Source organism: Microbacterium sp. STN6 (assembly GCF_026410545.1).
Lineage (GTDB): Bacteria > Actinomycetota > Actinomycetes > Actinomycetales > Microbacteriaceae > Root112D2.
Genome location: NZ_JAPMIT010000001.1, coordinates 435,197 through 454,083 on the forward strand (window position 1 = coordinate 435,197; position 18,887 = coordinate 454,083).

Annotated in this window: 17 protein-coding genes; 11 read left to right on the forward strand and 6 right to left on the reverse strand. The window is 62.9% G+C overall.

Annotation, left to right across the window (positions count from 1 at the left end):
• Position 1: 1 nt before the first annotated feature.
• Positions 2-973, reverse strand: coding sequence for a GDP-L-fucose synthase family protein (locus tag OSC27_RS01950; protein WP_267180400.1), 972 nt, complete (start codon positions 971-973; stop codon positions 2-4).
• Positions 974-1,058: 85 nt separating this feature from the next.
• On the opposite strand from OSC27_RS01950, the gene OSC27_RS01955 reads away from it, so the two are divergent.
• From OSC27_RS01955 to OSC27_RS01980, 6 genes are all read left to right on the forward strand, one after another.
• Positions 1,059-1,865: a glycosyltransferase gene (locus OSC27_RS01955; protein ID WP_267179729.1), complete on the forward strand. Its 807-nt coding sequence runs from the start codon at positions 1,059-1,061 to the stop codon at positions 1,863-1,865.
• Between the two features lie 89 nt (positions 1,866-1,954).
• Positions 1,955-2,983, forward strand: a complete 1,029-nt coding sequence (gmd, locus tag OSC27_RS01960) for a GDP-mannose 4,6-dehydratase (RefSeq protein WP_267179730.1) — start codon at positions 1,955-1,957, stop codon at positions 2,981-2,983.
• Between the two features lie 38 nt (positions 2,984-3,021).
• On the forward strand, positions 3,022-4,884 hold the full coding sequence (locus tag OSC27_RS01965; RefSeq protein WP_267179731.1) for an ABC transporter ATP-binding protein: 1,863 nt from the start codon (positions 3,022-3,024) through the stop codon (positions 4,882-4,884).
• 23 nt (positions 4,885-4,907) lie between these two features.
• On the forward strand, positions 4,908-6,017 hold the full coding sequence (locus OSC27_RS01970; RefSeq protein WP_267179732.1) for a DegT/DnrJ/EryC1/StrS family aminotransferase: 1,110 nt from the start codon (positions 4,908-4,910) through the stop codon (positions 6,015-6,017).
• Positions 6,014-6,439, forward strand: a complete 426-nt coding sequence (locus tag OSC27_RS01975; RefSeq protein WP_267179733.1) for a sugar 3,4-ketoisomerase — start codon at positions 6,014-6,016, stop codon at positions 6,437-6,439. The genes OSC27_RS01970 and OSC27_RS01975 overlap by 4 nt, the downstream gene beginning before the upstream one ends.
• Positions 6,440-6,495: 56 nt before the next feature.
• Positions 6,496-7,218 (forward strand): class I SAM-dependent methyltransferase, encoded by a 723-nt coding sequence (locus OSC27_RS01980; protein WP_267179734.1) that lies wholly within the window; start codon positions 6,496-6,498, stop codon positions 7,216-7,218.
• Here the strand turns inward: OSC27_RS01980 and OSC27_RS01985 are convergent.
• Positions 7,215-8,213, reverse strand: coding sequence for a hypothetical protein (locus tag OSC27_RS01985; RefSeq protein WP_267179735.1), 999 nt, complete (start codon positions 8,211-8,213; stop codon positions 7,215-7,217). The two genes, OSC27_RS01980 and OSC27_RS01985, sit on opposite strands and share 4 nt — an antisense overlap.
• 53 nt (positions 8,214-8,266) lie before the next feature.
• Positions 8,267-8,725, reverse strand: coding sequence for an acyltransferase (locus OSC27_RS01990; RefSeq protein ID WP_267179736.1), 459 nt, complete (start codon positions 8,723-8,725; stop codon positions 8,267-8,269).
• Between the two features lie 106 nt (positions 8,726-8,831).
• Between OSC27_RS01990 and OSC27_RS01995 the strand changes: the two genes are divergently transcribed.
• Genes OSC27_RS01995 through OSC27_RS02010 form a run of 4 tightly spaced genes read left to right on the forward strand, consistent with a single transcriptional unit; the run spans position 8,832 to position 14,007 of the window.
• Complete coding sequence (locus tag OSC27_RS01995; protein WP_267179737.1) at positions 8,832-9,797, forward strand: dTDP-glucose 4,6-dehydratase; 966 nt, start codon at positions 8,832-8,834, stop codon at positions 9,795-9,797.
• Complete coding sequence (locus OSC27_RS02000; RefSeq protein ID WP_267179738.1) at positions 9,794-10,924, forward strand: DegT/DnrJ/EryC1/StrS family aminotransferase; 1,131 nt, start codon at positions 9,794-9,796, stop codon at positions 10,922-10,924. The genes OSC27_RS01995 and OSC27_RS02000 overlap by 4 nt, the downstream gene beginning before the upstream one ends.
• A 6-nt stretch (positions 10,925-10,930) precedes the next feature.
• Positions 10,931-12,823, forward strand: coding sequence for an asparagine synthase (glutamine-hydrolyzing) (asnB, locus tag OSC27_RS02005; RefSeq protein ID WP_267179739.1), 1,893 nt, complete (start codon positions 10,931-10,933; stop codon positions 12,821-12,823).
• Positions 12,820-14,007: a hypothetical protein gene (locus OSC27_RS02010; protein WP_267179740.1), complete on the forward strand. Its 1,188-nt coding sequence runs from the start codon at positions 12,820-12,822 to the stop codon at positions 14,005-14,007. The genes asnB and OSC27_RS02010 overlap by 4 nt, the downstream gene beginning before the upstream one ends.
• Here the strand turns inward: OSC27_RS02010 and OSC27_RS02015 are convergent.
• Positions 13,995-15,170, reverse strand: a complete 1,176-nt coding sequence (locus OSC27_RS02015; protein WP_267179741.1) for a glycosyltransferase — start codon at positions 15,168-15,170, stop codon at positions 13,995-13,997. The two genes, OSC27_RS02010 and OSC27_RS02015, sit on opposite strands and share 13 nt — an antisense overlap.
• The gene (locus tag OSC27_RS02020) at positions 15,167-16,231 is read right to left on the reverse strand and encodes a glycosyltransferase (protein WP_267179742.1); all 1,065 of its coding nucleotides are present in this window, start codon (positions 16,229-16,231) and stop codon (positions 15,167-15,169) included. The genes OSC27_RS02015 and OSC27_RS02020 overlap by 4 nt, the downstream gene beginning before the upstream one ends.
• A 208-nt stretch (positions 16,232-16,439) precedes the next feature.
• On the opposite strand from OSC27_RS02020, the gene OSC27_RS02025 reads away from it, so the two are divergent.
• On the forward strand, positions 16,440-17,582 hold the full coding sequence (locus OSC27_RS02025) for a glycosyltransferase (protein ID WP_267179743.1): 1,143 nt from the start codon (positions 16,440-16,442) through the stop codon (positions 17,580-17,582).
• Between the two features lie 6 nt (positions 17,583-17,588).
• Here OSC27_RS02025 and OSC27_RS02030 read toward each other — a convergent pair whose 3' ends face one another.
• Complete coding sequence (locus tag OSC27_RS02030) at positions 17,589-18,887, reverse strand: nucleotide sugar dehydrogenase (RefSeq protein ID WP_267179744.1); 1,299 nt, start codon at positions 18,885-18,887, stop codon at positions 17,589-17,591.

The window sequence follows — 18,887 nt, forward strand, 5'->3', positions numbered from 1 at the left end:
GCTATTTTGCGCGCAGAGAATCGAGATGACGCAGGTACCAGTCGTAGGTGTCGCGGATTCCCTCGTCAAGTCGAGTCTCGGCGGACCAGCCGAGGCCCTCAAGCCGACTCACATCGAGAAGCTTACGAGGCGTTCCGTCGGGCTTCGACGGGTCCTGAACCAATCGGCCCGTGTATCCAATGATCCCGGCCACTAGCTCGGCGAGCTCACGTATGGGGATGTCCCGGCCGACGCCTACGTTGATGATCTCGTCCGAATCGTAGTTGTCGAGTAGAAAGACACTGGCAGCGGCTAGATCGTTGACGTGAAGGAATTCCCGGAGTGGCTCGCCACTGCCCCAGATGACAATCTCAGGTGTCCCCGCCTCCTTCGCATCGTGAAGCCGGCGGATTAGTGCGGGGAGCACGTGTGAGTGCTCCGGGTGGAAGTTGTCTCCTGGCCCATAGAGGTTGGTGGGCATGGCCGAGATCCAGCGCCGCCCAAACTGCCGACGAAAGGCCTGCACTTGCAGTACTCCCGCGATCTTTGCGATGGCATATGCCTCGTTTGTTGGCTCTAACACGCCAGTCAGCAGCGAGGCCTCCGTGATCGGCTGCGCGGCAAGCTTCGGGTAAATGCACGAGGAACCCAGGAAGAGGAGTCGGTCCACATCGACACTGTTGGCCGCATCCATTAGATTTACCTGGATCTGCAGGTTGTCGCTCAAAAAGTCAGCTGGGAACCTGCTGTTTGCTACGATGCCACCGACGCGAGCGGCCGCGTCGATGACCACCTTCGGTCGGACTGACCCGAGGAAGTCGAAGGTGGCGCGGCGGTCGCGCAAGTCGAGTTCCGCTGAGGAAGCGCCGACGAGATCCGTGAAGCCCTCCGCCTCGAGGCGACGCCATATTGCACCTCCGACGAGGCCGCGGTGTCCGGCCACATAGACGCGGGCCGAGCGATCGAGCGGCTGCGATGTAGCGTTGGTGGCTATACTCACTTGGACCTTTACTTACGTCGACGACGGGATCGAAGCGATCCGCTGCCAAGTCTAGCGACCGCCGGCTTCGCGAGCCTGAATGGAGACCATGCCTGCGTCCGACATCCTTGTTGTCCTGCCGACCCTCGGTGACAGGATCGAATTGTTGCGCGAGACGCTCGAATCCATCGCCGCTCAGCGAGGCGACGTCCAGTTGACACTCGCCTTAGTCGCGCCCCGACGAGCGACCGCCGCGCGCGCTCTTGGGGAAAAGTATGGTGCCGTGGTCGTAGATGATCCGAAGGCCGGTATTTCCGAGGCCATCAACGCGGGAATCGCGATTCGTGACGGCGAGCGCTATTACGCATGGATCGGCGACGATGACCTCTTCCGTCCTGGCGGACTCGTCACTCTAAAGACGCTGCTGGATGCACATCCAGACGCAGTGCTCGCATACGGCGGCTGTGACTACATTGATGCCGAAGGGCACATTCTCGCAGTGAGCAACGCGGCCGGGCTGGCAAAGCTCTTGCTCCCATGGGGGCCAGACCTCATTCCCCATCCAGGGACGATGATTCGACTGGATGACTTGGAACACATCGGCGGGTTCGACCGTTCCCTTAAGTACGCAATGGACCTCGACGCCTTCCTCAAGCTTAGAAGCCGCGGGAGTTTTATATGGACTCGCGCCAGCGTCTCGGCGTTCCGCTGGCATTCCAACTCATTGACGGTTGCGAACCGTCGCCCGTCGAGCCTGGAATCGGAGGCCGTAAAGCGACGTCACCTCCCAGTGTGGCTACGGCCGGTCAGCCGCATTTGGAGCCATCCTGTCCGCTGGGCATCAGCCTTGGCCGCAAAGCGCGTGAGTGCGGCGGGACGCCAACGGCTTGCTGCCTCGTCTCAGTAGATTGGACGTGACCTGCGCTAGGCTCTGGCATCGCGGCCGGTTGAAAGCACGGCCGCCCGTTCTCAATAGGTGACAACTTAGAGGTACCAATGAGCAATACCCGTGCAAAGCGTGCGCTGATCACCGGCATCACCGGTCAGGACGGCAGCTACCTGGCAGAGCTACTTCTGAGTAAAGGGTACGAAGTGCACGGTCTGATCCGACGGGCCTCAACGTTCAACACCGCGCGAATCGACCACCTTTACACCGACCCGCACATGGCCGGAACCAGATTGTTCCTCCACTATGGCGATCTGAGCGACGGGTCTAGGCTGGCAACTCTCCTCAGCACTGTGCAGCCGGATGAGGTATACAACCTCGCGGCTCAGTCGCACGTGCGGGTGAGCTTCGATGAGCCGGAATACACAGGGAACTCGACGGCACTTGGCTCCATTCGCCTGCTGGAAGCCATACGCATGATCGGGCTGGACTGTCGCTACTATCAGGCTTCGAGCTCAGAGATGTTCGGGGCTACACCGCCGCCTCAGACAGAGGACACGCCGTTCTACCCGCGTTCCCCATACGGTGCGGCCAAGCTTTACTCATACTGGGTAACTCGGAACTACCGCGAGGCGTACGGCATGTTCGCGGTAAACGGCATTCTGTTCAATCACGAGTCGCCGCGTCGGGGAGAGACGTTCGTCACTCGCAAGATCACGCGTGCAGTCGCGCGCATCCGTGCAGGACTCCAGAGCGAACTCTTCATGGGCAACCTCGACGCAGTTCGTGACTGGGGGTACGCGCCGGAATACGTCGACGCGATGTGGCGCATGCTTCAGCACGACGAACCGAGCGACTATGTAGTTGCGACCGGTGCCGCGTACACAGTGCGCGACTTCCTGACGTTCTCGTTCCAGCACGCTGGACTCGATTGGGAGCAGTATGTGCGCTTTGATGAACGCTATTTGCGACCAACCGAGGTGGACGCTTTAATTGGCAACGCGTCGAAGGCGGAGTCCTTGCTTGGCTGGAAACCGCTGGTGAAGACCCCGCGCCTCGCACAGATTATGGTTGACGCAGACATCGCGGCCCTCGAAGTGGAGGGCCGGCCATGGATCGACACTGTCGTCTCTGGTTGATTCCGAGGCGACCGGTCGCCTTACGGTAGAATTTCCCAATGCTTCGAGCCGTCCGACTTTCTCTGAGTTTTATGGCACAGTCGGATCGTCTCCGGTTCTTTGCTCTATTAACCGGTCGGACGCTTTCTGGTCTCTTGGACGTGTTCGGCGTCGCGATGATTGGCGTCATAGCTAGCGTCGCAACCACGGCGCTCGGCCCTAGCTCTTCGAAGCCGGCAACGGTGCTCGGAGTTGAGATGCCATTCGCAGGGCCGTACGCGCTTGTTTGGCTTGCCGCGATTGTGCTCGCGGTATTCGTTTTTAAGTCGTTGCTCGCGCTTTTTCTCTCGCGTCGCCTGGCCTTCCTGATAGCACGCGTGGAAGCAAGGAATGCCACCGCAATCGGCCGTCACCTGCTACATGGCTCGCTGGACGACGTCAAGCGGTACTCAAAGGCGGAGTATCAATTCGCGATTACGGGCTCGTCCACTGCAGCATTCACCGGACTTCTCAACGGCTTCAGCACGATTATCAGTGAAGGCTTCCTCTTGGTGCTGATCAGTGCGGCATTCTTTTTCGTGGATTTCGTTGCGGCAGTATTCGCATTGGTGTATTTCGCGTTAGTTGGCGTTTGCATCCAGTTGTTGATCGGTCGCAGCTTAAAGCGGGCGGGACAGGAAGCGTCCCGCGGGTCAATCGACACCGTGAATCTGGTCGGCGACAGCATCGATACGTTTCGTGAGTTGTCAGTCATGGGTAAGCAGGACTTCTACCTTGAGCGCCTACATACCGCTCGCTCACGGCTCTCTGATAGCGGAGCGACTTCCGCCTTTCTCTCCGGAATGCCGCGCTACATCGTAGAGACTGCGCTTATCGTCGGCGTTGTTGCCCTCGTGGCTCAGCAACTTCTCACTAACGGTCTAGTGTCAGGTGCCACTACTTTGGGCGTATTCCTTACCGGTGGAATGCGCATCATGGCGTCCTTACTGCCACTGCAGAGCGCGCTCGGCAGTATTAAAATGAACGCTGCACAGGCGACACTCGCCTGTGCATTCCTGGCCGAGCAGCGAAAGGGCGAGGCATCGGAAGCGTACAGCGGAGAACGCGCGCGGGCACAAGCTGACGCAGATGCGGCACTACCCGGTCGATTCGACAAGGGGCTCAAAGTCGCCCTGACGCATGCGGGCTTTACATACACAGGAACGTCCCAACCGGCCTTGAGCGGCGTTAGCCTCACAGCTGAGTCTGGACAGTTCACAGCCATCATCGGCCCATCGGGCGCCGGGAAGACAACCGTGGTCGACGTACTCTTAGGCCTCTTTGATCCGAGCGCGGGCGCGGTGGCTATCGACGGTGTGGAACCGAGCGTGCTGCGCCGCGTAAGACCCGGCGCGGTCTCCTATGTTCCGCAAAGGCCGGGGATTGTCTCGGGGACTATTGCGGAAAATATAGCGCTCGGCATATCGGCCGATCAGATTGACCGGAAGCGTCTTGCGCAGGTGGTTCGGGACGCATTTCTTACGGACTTCATTGACGCACTCCCAGACGGCGTCGATACAAGCGTCGGCCACCAGGCGAACTCTCTCAGCGGCGGCCAGATCCAGCGTATCGGCCTGGCCCGCGCGCTCTATCCGTCGCCGCGGCTCCTAATCATGGATGAGGCGACCAGCGCGCTCGATGCCTCATCTGAGGCCTTCATCAGTGAGACCCTACGTCGACTGCACGGCCAAGTGACGGTAGTCGTCATCGCTCATCGGTTGTCGACCGTGCAGCACGCTGACGTGGTCTACCTGCTCGAAGGGGGGCAGGTAACCGCCTCCGGGACCTTCGCTGAGCTCCGATCGACGAACCCGATCGTGGCGGAATATGTGAAGCTGATGTCATTTGATGATCAGCCCGTGTCATCGGTCTCCGAGCGATGAGGCCAGGGAAGGCGCACCAAGCAATGAGCACGATTCCATTCAATGATCTATCGCGGACGCCACCCGAGCTGCTGTCGGAGATAGAGGACGCCGTGGGATCCGTTGTACGAAGTGGTTGGTTCGTTATGGGGCCGCAGCACGCCGCCCTCGAACAGGAACTCGCTGCCTATCTGGGAGTGAGTTCAGCGGTACTTGTCGGAAACGGAACGGACGCACTCGAGCTTGCCCTTTGCGCTGTCGGAGTGAAAGCAGGCGATCTCGTGCTGACAACCGCCAACTCAGGCGCCTACACGAGCGTCGCCAGTCGGCTGTTGAGCGCTCGTCCCGTATTCGCGGACGTTGCTGCGGATACCCTGCTAATGACCGCCGAGACCTTCGAGAGGGCACTCGTCTCGTTGCCGAAAACTCCCGCTGCCGTAGTTGTGACGCACCTGTATGGGATGCTGGCGAACGTGGCCGAGATTGCGGCTCTGGCTCGGCAACACGGCATCGCGGTCGTTGAGGACTGCGCTCAGGCGCTCGGCTCCCGACGGGGCGGCCGTCTCGCTGGCAGCTTCGGCGACGTAGCTACGACGAGTTTCTATCCGACAAAGAACCTTGGAGCATTGGGCGACGGAGGCGCAGTACTCACCTCTCGACCAGAGGTGGCCGATAGAGTGCGCCAACTGCGGCAGTACGGTTGGTCGGGGAAATACACGATCGAGCGCGCCCACGGTAAGAACAGTCGTATGGACGAACTGCAAGCTGCGATTGTGCGCGTCAAAATGTCGCACCTCGATCGGTGGAACGAGCGACGGCGCGCAATTCATACTGCCTACGAGGAGGCGCGTCCTACAGGATTGCGCTTTGTCACGAGCGTGTCTCCCGCATACAACGGTCACCTCGCGGTTGTTCAGGCCAGCGACGCCGCCGCCCGGGAAGTCGCCAGGGACACGCTGCGGTCAGCAGGGATCGCCACCGACGTACACTATCCGGTACCCGATCATCTGCAGCCGCTCAAAGAGCTCCACGAATTTGACGTAAGCCTTCCGGTCACTGAGCGGGCAGCCCAGACTATCTTCTCCCTCCCGCTTTTCCCCGAGCTGTCCGATGAAGAGGTGGCGCACGTGAGCGCCGCTCTGGGGTCGCTTTGACCGAGGTCGCGGTGACAGGCGGCTGGTCGCGAGCCGGGCTTGTCGAGTTGGCGGAGATTCTCGACGCGAAGGGCGCCCTGATCGTCGCCGAGTTGGGAGCCGCGTTACCATTCGCGGCCGCCCGAATGTTTGTTATTCGAGACGTCCCAGAGGGAGAACCACGTGGGATACATGCCCACCGTGTGTGTGAACAGTTTCTCGTGTGCGTGCGCGGATCGGTCAAGGCGATGATCGACGATGGGAATCGCCGGACTGTGGTCGCGCTCGATCGGCCTTCGCTTGGGCTCTACATGCCAGCGCTGACTTGGGGTACACAGTACGACTATTCTGAAGACGCTGTTCTTGTCGTTCTCGCATCCCACCCGTATGATCCGAAGGACTACGTTCACGAGTACGAGGAGTTTCTCGGACTCGTTGGTTGATCCGAAGGGAAACAGTGTCGCTTCTCAGTCGCTTGGTCCCATTCGTTTCGCAGCGAATGCCGAAGCTATCGAGCCGTGTGCTTGCGTCGAGCGGCTACTCCCTGGACGTCGAATCATTCGGCGCCAACGCGTTCAACGTGTGGGAGGACCGCACCGCCAAGCGGCAGGACGCGGCGTGGCAGCCGATCATCCAGCAAGCTAAACAGGGCAGGCTTCGAGAGGATGTGGCCTCGCTGTTCCAGGCGCTCGACAATCTTCCCGAAGGCGAGCTGCGTGTGCTCGAGTCAGGTTGCGGCGGGGGCTATAACGCCGAGTTGTTGGCGATGTGGAATCCGCGTATTGATTACCTCGGCGTCGATATCTCACCTGCAATGGTCGGCTTGGCGCGTCAGCATTATCCGCACCGCGAGTTCCGGATCGGGAGTGCCTACGACCTCCCGGTCGAAGATGGATCGCAGGATCTGGTGATTGACGGCGTTGCCCTATTGCACATGACCGACTGGCCGCTCGCAATTGCAGAATATGGCCGAGTGAGCAAACAAAAGGTCATCCTGCATGGGCTGACTATCACGGACGACGCCCCAACGACTCGCTTCGCCAAATATGCCTATGGTCAGCCCTCTCTTGAGTTGGTGTTCAACAGGCAGCAGCTACTTATGGAGGCGGCCCGGGCCGGCTTAGAGCTGATCGAGACTCACCCTGGGCTCGACTATGACTTGGCGCCATACCTCGGAATTCCGTCAGTGTCCGAGGCGTGGGTGCTCGCGAAGAGCTCCTAGTCGCGTAACGAAGGCAGATAGATCGCGTTGCCAGAGAGGATCGAGGCCGCATCAAGGATATTGCGCTGTATACCGAAGAGTAGGCCGCGCAGGCCGGTACCTCGGCGCGCGATGGGCATCGCGACCGTGCGTCGGGCCCTAAGCCCGGCCTCGATTGCAGCAAGACGACGGAGATATGGTTGATAGACGTCATTGCGCAGGGATGAGCCCATTGGGCTCCCGTAAACCAGCTGGCTCGTGACGTACCAGCGTCGAGTTCGTCGGACACCGTGGAAGTGGAAGAATACAAGCGGGTCGCCGTCAACATAGACCCGGGTAGTGTCGCCCTGCAACTGCGCGGTGAACGAGTAGCGCCTGGTGTTCCACGGGGCCAAGTCCTGTCCGGCGCCGGGCAGGATGACGACATTATCGACCAGGCCGGGGAAACTATCCAGGTAGCCTTGATCCGCATACTTGCCGTCCTCAGGGGTGTCTGAGCACCACTCCAGGCAGCTCTCGGCCCACCAGTCCAAGCAGCGTCTCCCGTTCTTGTCGTCCCGGAAGGCCACCCAGCCGACGTTAAATCGGCCGTACTTGCCGAGCCTCCGAGCTAGTCGCTCTGGATAGCGGTGTTCGATGATGCCCACAGACCCACTGCCCAACTCCGACAGGGAAAGGGCCGGGTCGTCGAAAAAGTAGAGGTCAGCATCCAAATACACAACTACCGAGCCGGGGTCGCCAAGCTGGCCGCGCACGTACTTAAGAAGGAGCGGAGTGCAGGTGAAGTAATACTCCATGCGGGACCGGGTGGCTCGCAGGGGCGCAAGACGCTGCTCTTGCGCCTCAATGTCAGCTGCCATCAGGGTGTGGATGCTGGGGTCGTCCAGGTCGTCCAAGTAGCGTTTGGCAGCTTCGTCGAGGCAGAGCACCCAAACCGGTGCTTTGTCGCCGTGGTCCCGCAGCGAGGAAACGAGGGTCAGACCGCGTGCCAGGTAACCACTGTCGAAGTAGGTCACATAGGCATGGCGTGGCGCCCGTACATTCATTTGCACGCCCTTACTGGTCGGAATCAGCGCTCGACAGACCCGATGCGGCGTGCCGCATCGGGAATGACTCGGGCTGGCACACCAACGAGCAAGCTATACGGGGGAGCCACTGTGCCCTCTCTGACCACTGCTCCGGCGCCGACGATCGAATGATCTCCAATAGTGGCTCCCATAAGGACGGTTGCGTTCGCGCCGATGTGAACGTTAGCGCCAATAAAGGTGGGACGCCGTTCGATCGGTCGCGCGCCTGCGGAGACACATCTCGCGACTGTCGAGTGGCTGTAGATTTGCGCGCCCGCCGATATGTCACAGCCATCACCGATGGTCAGCTCGCCGCTGCCGTCGATGACCGTGAATGCGCCGATCCATACGCCGTCGCCGATGGAAGGCTCGCCGACGATCCAAGCATGCGGATTGAATGGGTTTGCGGGAAGGCCATGATCAAATCTCGCTGATTTCGAGGCCAAGTCTGAGTTCTGCACACAGGCTCCTTTCCCGCCCTCACAAGGGTCGCTGGTACCATGATCTGATGCAGGCGACGGTTCGTTCGCCGTCTTTCTCACTCTAACTATTTCTAAGGACTGAAGCATGTCGGTGAAGTCGAAGTCGGTTCTCGTCACAGGGGGAGCCGGCTTCATCGGCAGCCACCTAGTGGACCGACTGATCCAGGACGATCCGAAGAACCTCGTTGTGGTGGACAATTACTTCTTGGGTCACGAGGACAACCTGGTCGCGGCCCGGGCGGCACGCTCCGATCTCGAGGTCATCCGGCTTGATGCCGCTGATCTCGCCGCCATGCAGGACGTGGTCACGGCTCGTCGAATCGATACCGTCTTCGACCTAGCCGTCGTGCCGCTCCCCACTTCTCTTACCTATCCCGCGTGGACGGTGCAGACCAACATCGGCATCGCCACGACCTTCTGCGAGATCTCTCGGCGTGGCCTCATCGAGCGCTTGGTGCACTACTCCAGTTCGGAGGCCTATGGTTCGGCGCGCTACGTCCCGATGGACGAGCAGCACCCGCACGACGCCATCACTCCGTACGCGGCGAGCAAGTCGGCCGAAGACCACATCATCCACTCGTACGTGCAGACTTTCGGCATCGACGCCACGATCGTGCGCCCGTTCAATAACATAGGTCCACGGCAGAATCCGGGCACCTACGCCGGGATCGTGCCTATCGTGGTGAAGCGCGTGCTCGACGGAGTGCCGATCGAGATCCACGGCGACGGCGAGCAGACCCGAGACCTGACCTTCGTGCGCGACAGTGCGAATATGACCGTCAAAATCTACGATTCCCCGGACTGCCGAGGCAAGGTCCTCAACGTTGCGACCGGACACGAGACATCGATGAACGAGCTAGTGCGCCGGCTGCTGATGATCTTGGAGGCGCCGAACCATCCGATCGTCCACACGCCTGCGCGGCCGGGCGACGTGCGTCGCCACTGCGCCGATGTGAGCCAGCTCACCGAGCTGCTCGGCGAGCGCCCGCAGCCGCTCAGCGACGAGCAGCTCGCGGAGACCGTCGACTGGTACCGTTCGGTGCTCTCGTGAGGCTGAACCTTCCGCTCACGGGTGCCGAGGAGCTGGCGGCCGTCGCGGAGGTGCTCGAATCGGGGTACCTAACGCAGGGGCCCAAAGCCGCGACCCTCGAGGCACTCGTCAACGATACCGTCGGAACTGAGCACGCGTTCGCTGTGAGCTCCGCGACCACAGGCCTCCACCTGGCTCTCGTTGGCCTGGGCGTGAAACCAGACGACGAGGTGATCATCCCGGACTTCAGCTTCCCCGCTACCGCGAACGTTGTAGTGCAGCTCGGCGCCATTCCGGTTTTCGTAGACATCGAACCGGACACTTTTAACCTGGCCCCAGCTCTGCTTGAGGCCGCGATCACGCCACGAACCGCCGCCATCATGCCGGTGCACGCGTTCGGACTCACGGCCGACATGGATCCCATCAACCACATCGCCGCGGTTCACGGCATCCCTGTGCTCGAGGACGCCGCGTGTGCGCTCACCGCGCTCTACAACGGCCGGCCCGCTGGATCGCTCGGGACAGCCGGTGTTTTCTCGTTCCATCCACGCAAGATCATCACGACCGGGGAGGGCGGGATGATCACCACGAATGATTCGGAGCTTGCGGCACGCATGCGCGTGCTTCGCACCCACGGTGCGGTTCGCGACGGCCTATTCATGAGCTTCGTGGATGCCGGATTCAACTACCGCCTGAGCGATGTGCACGCCGCAATCGGCATCGCCCAGATGGCGAAACTCGATCACATCGTCGGGCGCCGTCAGACGCTCGCTTCCGCGCTCACCGAGCGGATTGGCTCGGTGGAGGGTGTCACGGCGCCGGTCGTCCCGGAGGGATCCCGCCACTCGTTCCAATCCTATGTTGTAACACTGGATGAGGACATCGATCGGGACGCCGTAATCTGTGAGATGCGAGAGCTGGACGTCGAGACGACGCTCGGAACCTACTCGATGCACCTTCAGCCATACTTCCGGGAGCGCTTTGGCATCCCGGACGAGGCGCTGCCGAACGCCACGCGCGCACACCGCAGCGCGCTGACGCTTCCGCTCTACCCCCAGCTGTCCGAGTCCGATGTTGACCGCGTCGCTGAATCACTGCGATTGGCCGTGGAGCGCGTGCGCTCGGCGCCGGCCGCCGCACGGCGATGAGCTGACGTGTGCGGGATCGCTGGCGGATGGCTCGCGAACGAGTCCTCCTCCCCACTCGGTCGCGTGGCTGACGCGCTGACACGCATCAGCCACCGCGGGCCCGATGATCGTGGTGTCGCCGAGTGGCGCTCGCCGGAGGGGGGGACGATCCTTCTCGGGTCGACCCGATTGGCAGTGCTCGACCTGTCGTCTGCCGGGCACATGCCCATGACCTCCGACGACGGCCGGTACACGCTCGTATACAACGGTGAGATCACTAACTACGTGGAGCTCCGCGACGAGCTGATCGCGGGTGGGCGAAGCTTCCGCTCCAGCGGAGACACCGACGTGCTCCTGCAGGCGTGGGACGAGTGGGGCGCCCAGGCGCTCTCTCGGTTCGAGGGCATGTTCGCGTTCGCAATGCTCGACCGCCGAGCGCGTACCCTCATCATCGCTCGCGATGTTTTCGGGATCAAGCCGCTGTTCTACCGCAGCGCGCCCGGCGAGTCGTTCCACTTCGGTAGCGAGCTGCCGGGACTGCTGGAACTACTTCCTGGTCGTCCGACGCTGGACTGGCAGACTGCGGTCGATTATCTGCAGTGGGGGGTCTACGACAGCTCCGAGCGGACATTCGTCGAGGGCGTACGCCATCTCCCCCCCGGGCACGTCCTGACCGTGGACCTCGACGGCGGCGTGGCGGGGCAGCCGCAGAGGTACTGGTGGCCGTCGGTCCGCCGGGAAATACTGAGCCTCGACCAGGCAACGGAGGCCGTGCGCGAAGGTTTTCTGCGGAGCGTGCAGCGTAACCTACGCAGTGACGTCCCCGTGGGGATCGCGCTCTCGGGCGGAATCGACTCGTCCGCGATTACGGCGGCAGTGCGTCATCTGGAGCCGGACTTCGACCTCCACACCTTCAGCTTTGTGGCGCCGGGCTTCCGGCAGTCCGAAGACGCGTGGATCGACCTCGTTGCATCGCGCACCGGTGCAATTTCGCACAAAGTCGAGGCGAGTGGTCAGGAGCTCCTCAGCGACCTCGACGATATGATCTTGGCGCAGGGTGAGCCGTTCGGCTCCACCAGCATCTACGCGCAATACCGCGTGTTCCGGCTCGCGCGCGAACACGGCGTCGTGGTTACCCTCGATGGGCAAGGCGCCGACGAGATGTTCGCCGGCTACGACGGATACGTGGCGCAGCGCCTGCGCTCTCTGGTCGAACGCGGCCGCCTTGTGGCGGCGAAGCGCTTCCTCGATCATTGGGGGACATGGCCGCACCGGTCGCGCCGGGCTGGAGTGCTGGAGGCAGGCGCGGAGTTCGTCCCGGTCCGTCTGGCGCGCACTCTCGAGGCGGCACGGAGCCGGCCGAACCCGCTGTTCGACCACGCGGCCCTCGTCGATCGCGGTGTCTCAGTCCGCTATCCCCGTCTCGAGGTCGCGGGCGAGCGCGGGCGTAGGCTGCCGAGCTTCCTGCGCACCCGACTGACCAGCCGGGGACTTCCCGCGCTGCTGCGCCACGGCGACCGGAACTCTATGCGGTTCTCAATCGAGAGCCGCGTGCCCTTCCTGGATCGGGAGCTGGTGGCCGTCGCGCTGTCCCTACCGGAGGACTACCTGGTGGGCCCCGACGGGGAGTCGAAACGCATTCTGCGTCGCGCGATGCGCGGCATAGTGCCTGACGAAGTGCTCGACCGTCGCGACAAGATTGGCTTCGCCACCCCGGAGTCGTCGTGGCTGACCACTTTCCGCAGCTCGGCGCTCAGTCCCGAGTCCGCTGAGCGCATCGGATTCCTGCACGGCACGGCCGCAGTTGAGGCCGCCAGCTCGGACTCGGCTCAGGAGCGCCTCGGGTTCGGCGGGAACGGGCTGTGGCGATACCTCAACCTCGTGCGATGGGTCGAGCTCCTCGAAGTCGACGCCGCGTGAGCGATGCGATGGTGCTGACGCTCCGCACCCGAATCGCCGTTGCGGCGCAGAGAGCCCTGCTTCGGGTGGCGTATCCGCTGAACCGGGCGTTGCGACGCCAGGAGCGCGGAACGGCGAGTTGGGTGGTCGGGCCACACGAGATAGCGGCAATGGTCTACAAGATCGCTGCAGCGGTTCCCAGTTCTCACTCCGTGTCGATGGGCCGACACAAGTTCTATGACTATCCCTATGACAGCGAGCTTCCCATCTCCGGCATCGGGCGGCACATCCGGGCGCCGCTACTGCTCGCCCGGCTGATGAACCGTGCCGCCGGGTTCATCTACGTCGGAGCGAGCGGGTTCCTGCTAGACACCGCCGACCAGCGGGAGTTCGAGTTCGGTTACCTTCGCAGACACGGTCGCAAGATCGTGTGTATCTTCACGGGCGACGACATCCGCGCTCCCCGCCTCATGGCCGAGCTCGTGGCCGAGCATGGCCGCGAGAACATCGTCGGACACTACGGGGAAAACGAGGCTCTGTTCCAGTCGGACGGCTACGACCGGCTCAAGCGCCGGATCGCCGCTGTCGCGGACCGGTTCGCCGATGCAATCGTAAACCCTCCCGTCGACCAGCGCTCCTACCTCACTCGGCACATGGAGCCGTTCACTTACTTCCTTCCCGATGATTACTTCGAACGGGCGATAGCAAAGTTCGACTCGTACGACCCGGTCGTGATCGTGCACGCGCCGTCATCGGCCGCGATCAAGGGCACCGCCCTCGTGCGCGATGCGATCGAACGACTGCGGGCTGAGGGGTATTCGATTGACTACCGCGAATTGACCCAAGCCGCCAACCGAACGGTGCGGGACAACCTACGGGACGCCCACCTCGTCCTGAATCAGTTCTACGGGTATATGCCAGGAGTGTTCGGGATCGAAGCAATGGCCGTCTGCTGCGCGATGCTGACGAGTGCCGATCCCGCCCTAGAGCCCTCCCTCGCGCCCGGCGCCGATCGGGCCTGGCTTATGACGACACACGACCGAGTCTACGAGAATACTAAAGCTCTTCTCGACGACCCTGCTGGCGCCCGGCAGCTGGCGCTTGAAGGGTACCAGTGGACGCTCAAGAACGAGTCGGCTAGCGCAAGCGGGGCGAAGCTTCGCCGCCTTCTCGACGACGTTCTCGCGGGACGCTACCGGTCCTGATCGCCAGCGAACTCGACCGCCGCGAGGAACCGCTCTCGTTCGGCACTAGCGGAGAGCTCTCGCGCGGCGGTGTCCGAGCAGTGCTTCAGCTCGACGACGCGCTCTGCGCTCAACCCATTGATCGTGGAAGCGAGGGAAGCAGCGGTCCACTCAGGTGTGACGACACCGTTGCCATACTGCTCGATGATCCTGACCATTTCCGGGCTCTTGCCAATGACAAGTCCCAGCCGGCCTTGGACGGCCTCAAAGAGTTTGTTGGGCAGGGCGTTGCGCAGGTTTTCAGTGACCGGGGGGAAGAACATGACTTCCAGGTCAAACTCATTGATCCGCTGGGCGACCTGCAGCAGCGGGACCGGATCGACGAAGTGGATGCGCGGATTACCTCCCGCGAGTGCGCGTACCGCCGCCTTGCCGTCCTCCGCACCCGTGAGCATCAGGGTGAGGTAGAAGCGCGAGTCGAGCAGTTCGACCGCCTGGATCAGCAGATCGAACCCGCGCTTGAGGTCGGCATTGCCGTGGTAGACAAGACCGATATGGTCCGGGTTCACGGGCGACGGTAGAGCGTTCACGAAGTCGGGGGCGTTGCGTACTACGGCGGCCCGCGGAACGCCGTACTCCCGGGCATAAAGGGCGGCGATGCCGCCCGCGACGGTCGTTCTCGTCGCGAAGACGGGCGAAGCAACGAACGATTTGGTCCACTCGTGGTAGCCCGCGAACAGAATCTTGGCAATTCGGCCCCAACGCGACGGCGGCGCCCACGCGTGGTACTCGTGGACGTCAAGATGGACGTGCCCCCGGGCGCTGAGCAGCGACGGGCTGGCGAGCACGATCCAAGGGAGTAGGTCCATATCGTTGATGAGGATCAGATCGTAGCGTGTGCCGTCGGCGCCGAGATCCTGCGGAATGCGCGAGCCCATCAGCAGCCGGAATCGTGCGCGATAGGGGAGGAACATGTGGATGGCGGCCCGCGCAAGCGTAGGCCGGGTCGCCGTTGGGGGATCGAGCAACGGGTAGTGCTTCCGCACTGTCGGCCGTGGCTTGTCGCCCAAGCCAAGGCTGTCGACAGCCCAGCCGTCCGACTGGAGCCAGTCGATCTCTCGTACCACCCTCGGGTCCCGATCCAGGGTGGAGAAGCAGACCACCAGGGCTGTTCGCACGCTCACGAGGCCCCCTGATCGGCGCTGATTGCCTCCAGGAATCGCCGCGCCTCGGCCTCGGCGGAGAGCGGCTGGGCAGCCCGATCGGCGGCGGCCTTGTACCCGGCAACTCGCTCGGCCGTGAGCCGTCGTAGCGCGCCGGCTAAGGCCTCCGCGGTCCACGCCGGAACGACGATGCCCAGGTGGTATTCGTTGATGAGGTCCACCATTTCCGGGCTGTCTCCGACGACGATACCTAGGCGGCCCTGGACGGACTCGAAGAACTTGTTCGGCAGCGCGTGCTTCAGATTGAGGGTCGTGGGTGGGAAGAAGATGAGTTCGAGATCGTACGGGTTCACCGCAACGGCGACCTCCGTGACCGCGACTGGCGGGACGAACGACACCCGCGATCCGAGCGGCTCGGCCAGCTTGCGCAGCTTGGCGATCACACGCGGCGAGCCGATCAGCATCATCGTGAGGGTGAATCGGTCGTCAAGGAGCTTCATCGTATCGAACAGCAGCTGCGGATTGCGGTCAAGGTCGGCCTTGCCGTGATGCAGCAGCCGGATGTGCTCCGGATCGGCGGGGCTCGGCTCCAAGTCGACGTAGGCCGGCGAGCTTCGGACGATCGAGAGCGGCGGGATGCCGAAGTAGTCCTCATAGAGGCGGCCGATACCCGGCGCGACGGTTGACCGCGAACTGATGGCGGCCGAGCCGATGAAGGGTATGCTCCAGCGCTGATAGCGGCGGAAGAGGAGCTTCCACAGCCATCCGGTCGCCTGGCTCGGCGCGAACTCGTGGAGATCGAGGTGAAAGCGGCCATGCGGGGCGGGCTTGACGAGTCGCGGTGCCACTGACGTGGCCCAAGGAAGCAACTCCATGTCGTTGGCGAGCAACAGGTCGTACGGCGGCTCGCTCCCGTCCAGGGCGGGTACGGAGGGGATGAGGCTACCGACGAGAAGCTCGAAGCGCCAGCGGCTCGGGAGGAGCAGGTAGGAGAGCAATCGTACTGGGAGTGGGCGGCGGCCGAGGGTGAAGTGCCTTCCGTTCGAGCGCGGCGGCCGGGGACCGTGGCCGATGCTGTCCACGACCCAGCCATCCTCGACAAGCCACTGGATCTGCCGTAGCACTCGAGAGTCTCGACTGAGATCGGAGTCGCAGGCCACGAGAGCGCGGCGCGAGGGGTCAGCAGTCACCATACAATCCTAGAGCGCGCCCGTTGCTGTGTAGAATCGTCAGGGCCAGCACCCGGCCCGCCTGCGCAGGGCGCGTGCTCGCGATTGCCGTTGGAGAGCTGTGGCACAAAGTATTCTTCTCATCGACTCGTACTATCGGGGTGTACTCGACAGTCTTGGGGTTGCAACAGCAGACCCGATCGGCAGAGGATACGAGGACGCGCTCGCCGAGCTCGTCGACTTCGGCTTCGGCACCGGCGGCGCGTACCAGCGCAATCTCCGCGCGGCTGGCTGGCGCGCCGACGTCATCGTGCCCAACGCGCTTGGGCTGCAGATGCAGTGGGCGCGGGAGAACGGTGTCCGGTCTCCGTTCGCGCGCGGCTGGAAGTACGCGCCCCACCTCTCCCGACTCCCGGGAGTTCGCGACCTGCTGCATCTCGTGCCTCACCTGCACCGTGTGATGCTCCAGCAAGTTGAGGCGGCGCAGCCTGACGTCGTACTGGTGCAGGACATCAACCTGGTGCCGCCGGGGCTCGCCAAGGAGATTCGGCGGAATACTTCGCTACTCGTGGGCGAGATCGCCTCTCCGCTGCCGCCCAAGCCCTACCTGCTCAGCTACGACCTCATCGTCTCCGCGCTCCCGAGTGTTGTTGAGCAGGCGCGGAGCTGGAACATCCCGTCGGTCGGCGTCCCGCTCGGCTTCGACGAGCGCTGGATGACCGTGAGCCCGGCATCCTCGCGGCCGATCGACGCCATCTTCGTCGGAAGTTTCTCGCGCCTGCAGCTTGCGACGGCACCGCTCTTGCGTGCCGTCGCCGAGCGCATCCCGACCCTCCAGATCTACGGCCCGGCCAGCCAGAAAGTGCTGGACGACTCCGGACTAGCCCCGTTTCACCGTGGTCCCGCCTGGGGCAGACGCATGTTCGAGCTCCTTGGGCAGAGCAAGCTAGTGGTCAACCGTCATGGCGAAGTTGCCGGGCCATACGCCGTCAACATGCGGATGTTTGAGACGACCGGATCGGGCGCGCTCCTCGTCACAGAGGCGAAGCAGAACCTCGCGGATCTCTTCGAACCAGGTCGTGAGGTGCTCGCCTACCGCTCCGCACAGGAAGCGGCGGACCTCGCTGCGGCCGCCCTCGCCGAGCCGGCACGTCTGGACGCTATCGCTCGCGCCGGTCAGGAACGGACGCTCGCCGAGCACACCTACGCCCGCCGGATCGAGCGGTTCATCGAGATTCTAGAGGAGCATCTCCCGCGGGATTGACGCCGGTCAGCGCGCGGAGGCTGCTCCGATTACGTAGGTCGGCACGCTCGCGCGGAGGTCCGCGGAAGTGATGCCGCGGCCATCGACGATCGTCTTAGCGCCGGGCAGGTCCGATGCCGATACGCGGGTGTACTCGTCGTGGTTGGCCTGGACAATGACGGCGTCGACAGGAGTGCCGAACTCGTAGTCTTCGAAGCCGAGCCTCTCCAGTTCAGCGCGCGTATACATCGGGTCGTTCACGACCGGGCGAGCACCGGCCGTCCGTAGCGCCTCGACCACGTCGAATACGCCAGAGAACGCCGTCTCCTTGACGCCACCCCGGTAGCTCGCACCGAGCACGGCCACCGTCTGATCATGCAGAGGTCCGTGCTTCTGCTCGAGGAGTTCGACGGCGTAGTGGGGCATCGATCGATTGGCAGCTCGGGCGGCACGCACGATCGTAGCTGACGGGTCGTTCCAGAGGTACATCTGGGGATAGATCGGGATGCAGTGGCCACCGACGGCGATCCCGGGCTGGTGGATGTGGCTGAAGAATTGACTGTTGCACGCCTCGATGACGCCGTAGATGTCGATGTGTTGCCGATCCGCGAACACTGCAAACTGATTCGCGAGCCCGATGTTGACGTCGCGATACGTGGTCTCCGCCAGCTTCGCCAGCTCGCTCGCCTCGGAGGAGCCGAGTCGCCACACGCCATTTGGTCGTGGAAGGTCGGCGCGCTCATCGAAATCGAGAACGTGCTCGTAGAACGCTACTCCGGCGTCTTCACTCGAGGGGCTCACGCCGCCGACGAGTTTGGGGTAGGTGCGGAGATCCACGAAGATCCTTCCGGTGAGCACGCGCTCAGGGCTGAACACCACGTGCAGGTCCTTGCCTTCGTTGAGGCCAGAGAGTTCTTCGAGCATCGGGGTGAAGCGGTTCCGGGTCGTTCCGACGGGAAGCGTCGTCTCGTAGGAGACCAGCGTTCCAGCCTTTAGCCCACGACCGATGTCGCGGGTCGCGCTGTCCATCCAGTCAAACGTCGGAATGCCCTCTGCGTCGACGAAGAGGGGCACCACCACGACGACCGCGTCGCTCTGAGCGACGGCGGCAGCGGTGTCGGTCGTAGCCGTCAGCCGGCCGGCTGAAACGACTCCCGGAAGCTTCTCAGCGAGTCCCTTCTCGCCTGGGAAAGGTTCGGTGCCGCCGTTAATGAGGTCGACCGTTCGCGCGTTGACATCCGATCCGAAGACCGTGTGGCCCTTCTCAGCGAACTGAACCGCTAGCGGAAGGCCGATCTTCCCCATCCCGACGACGGTGATTCTCAT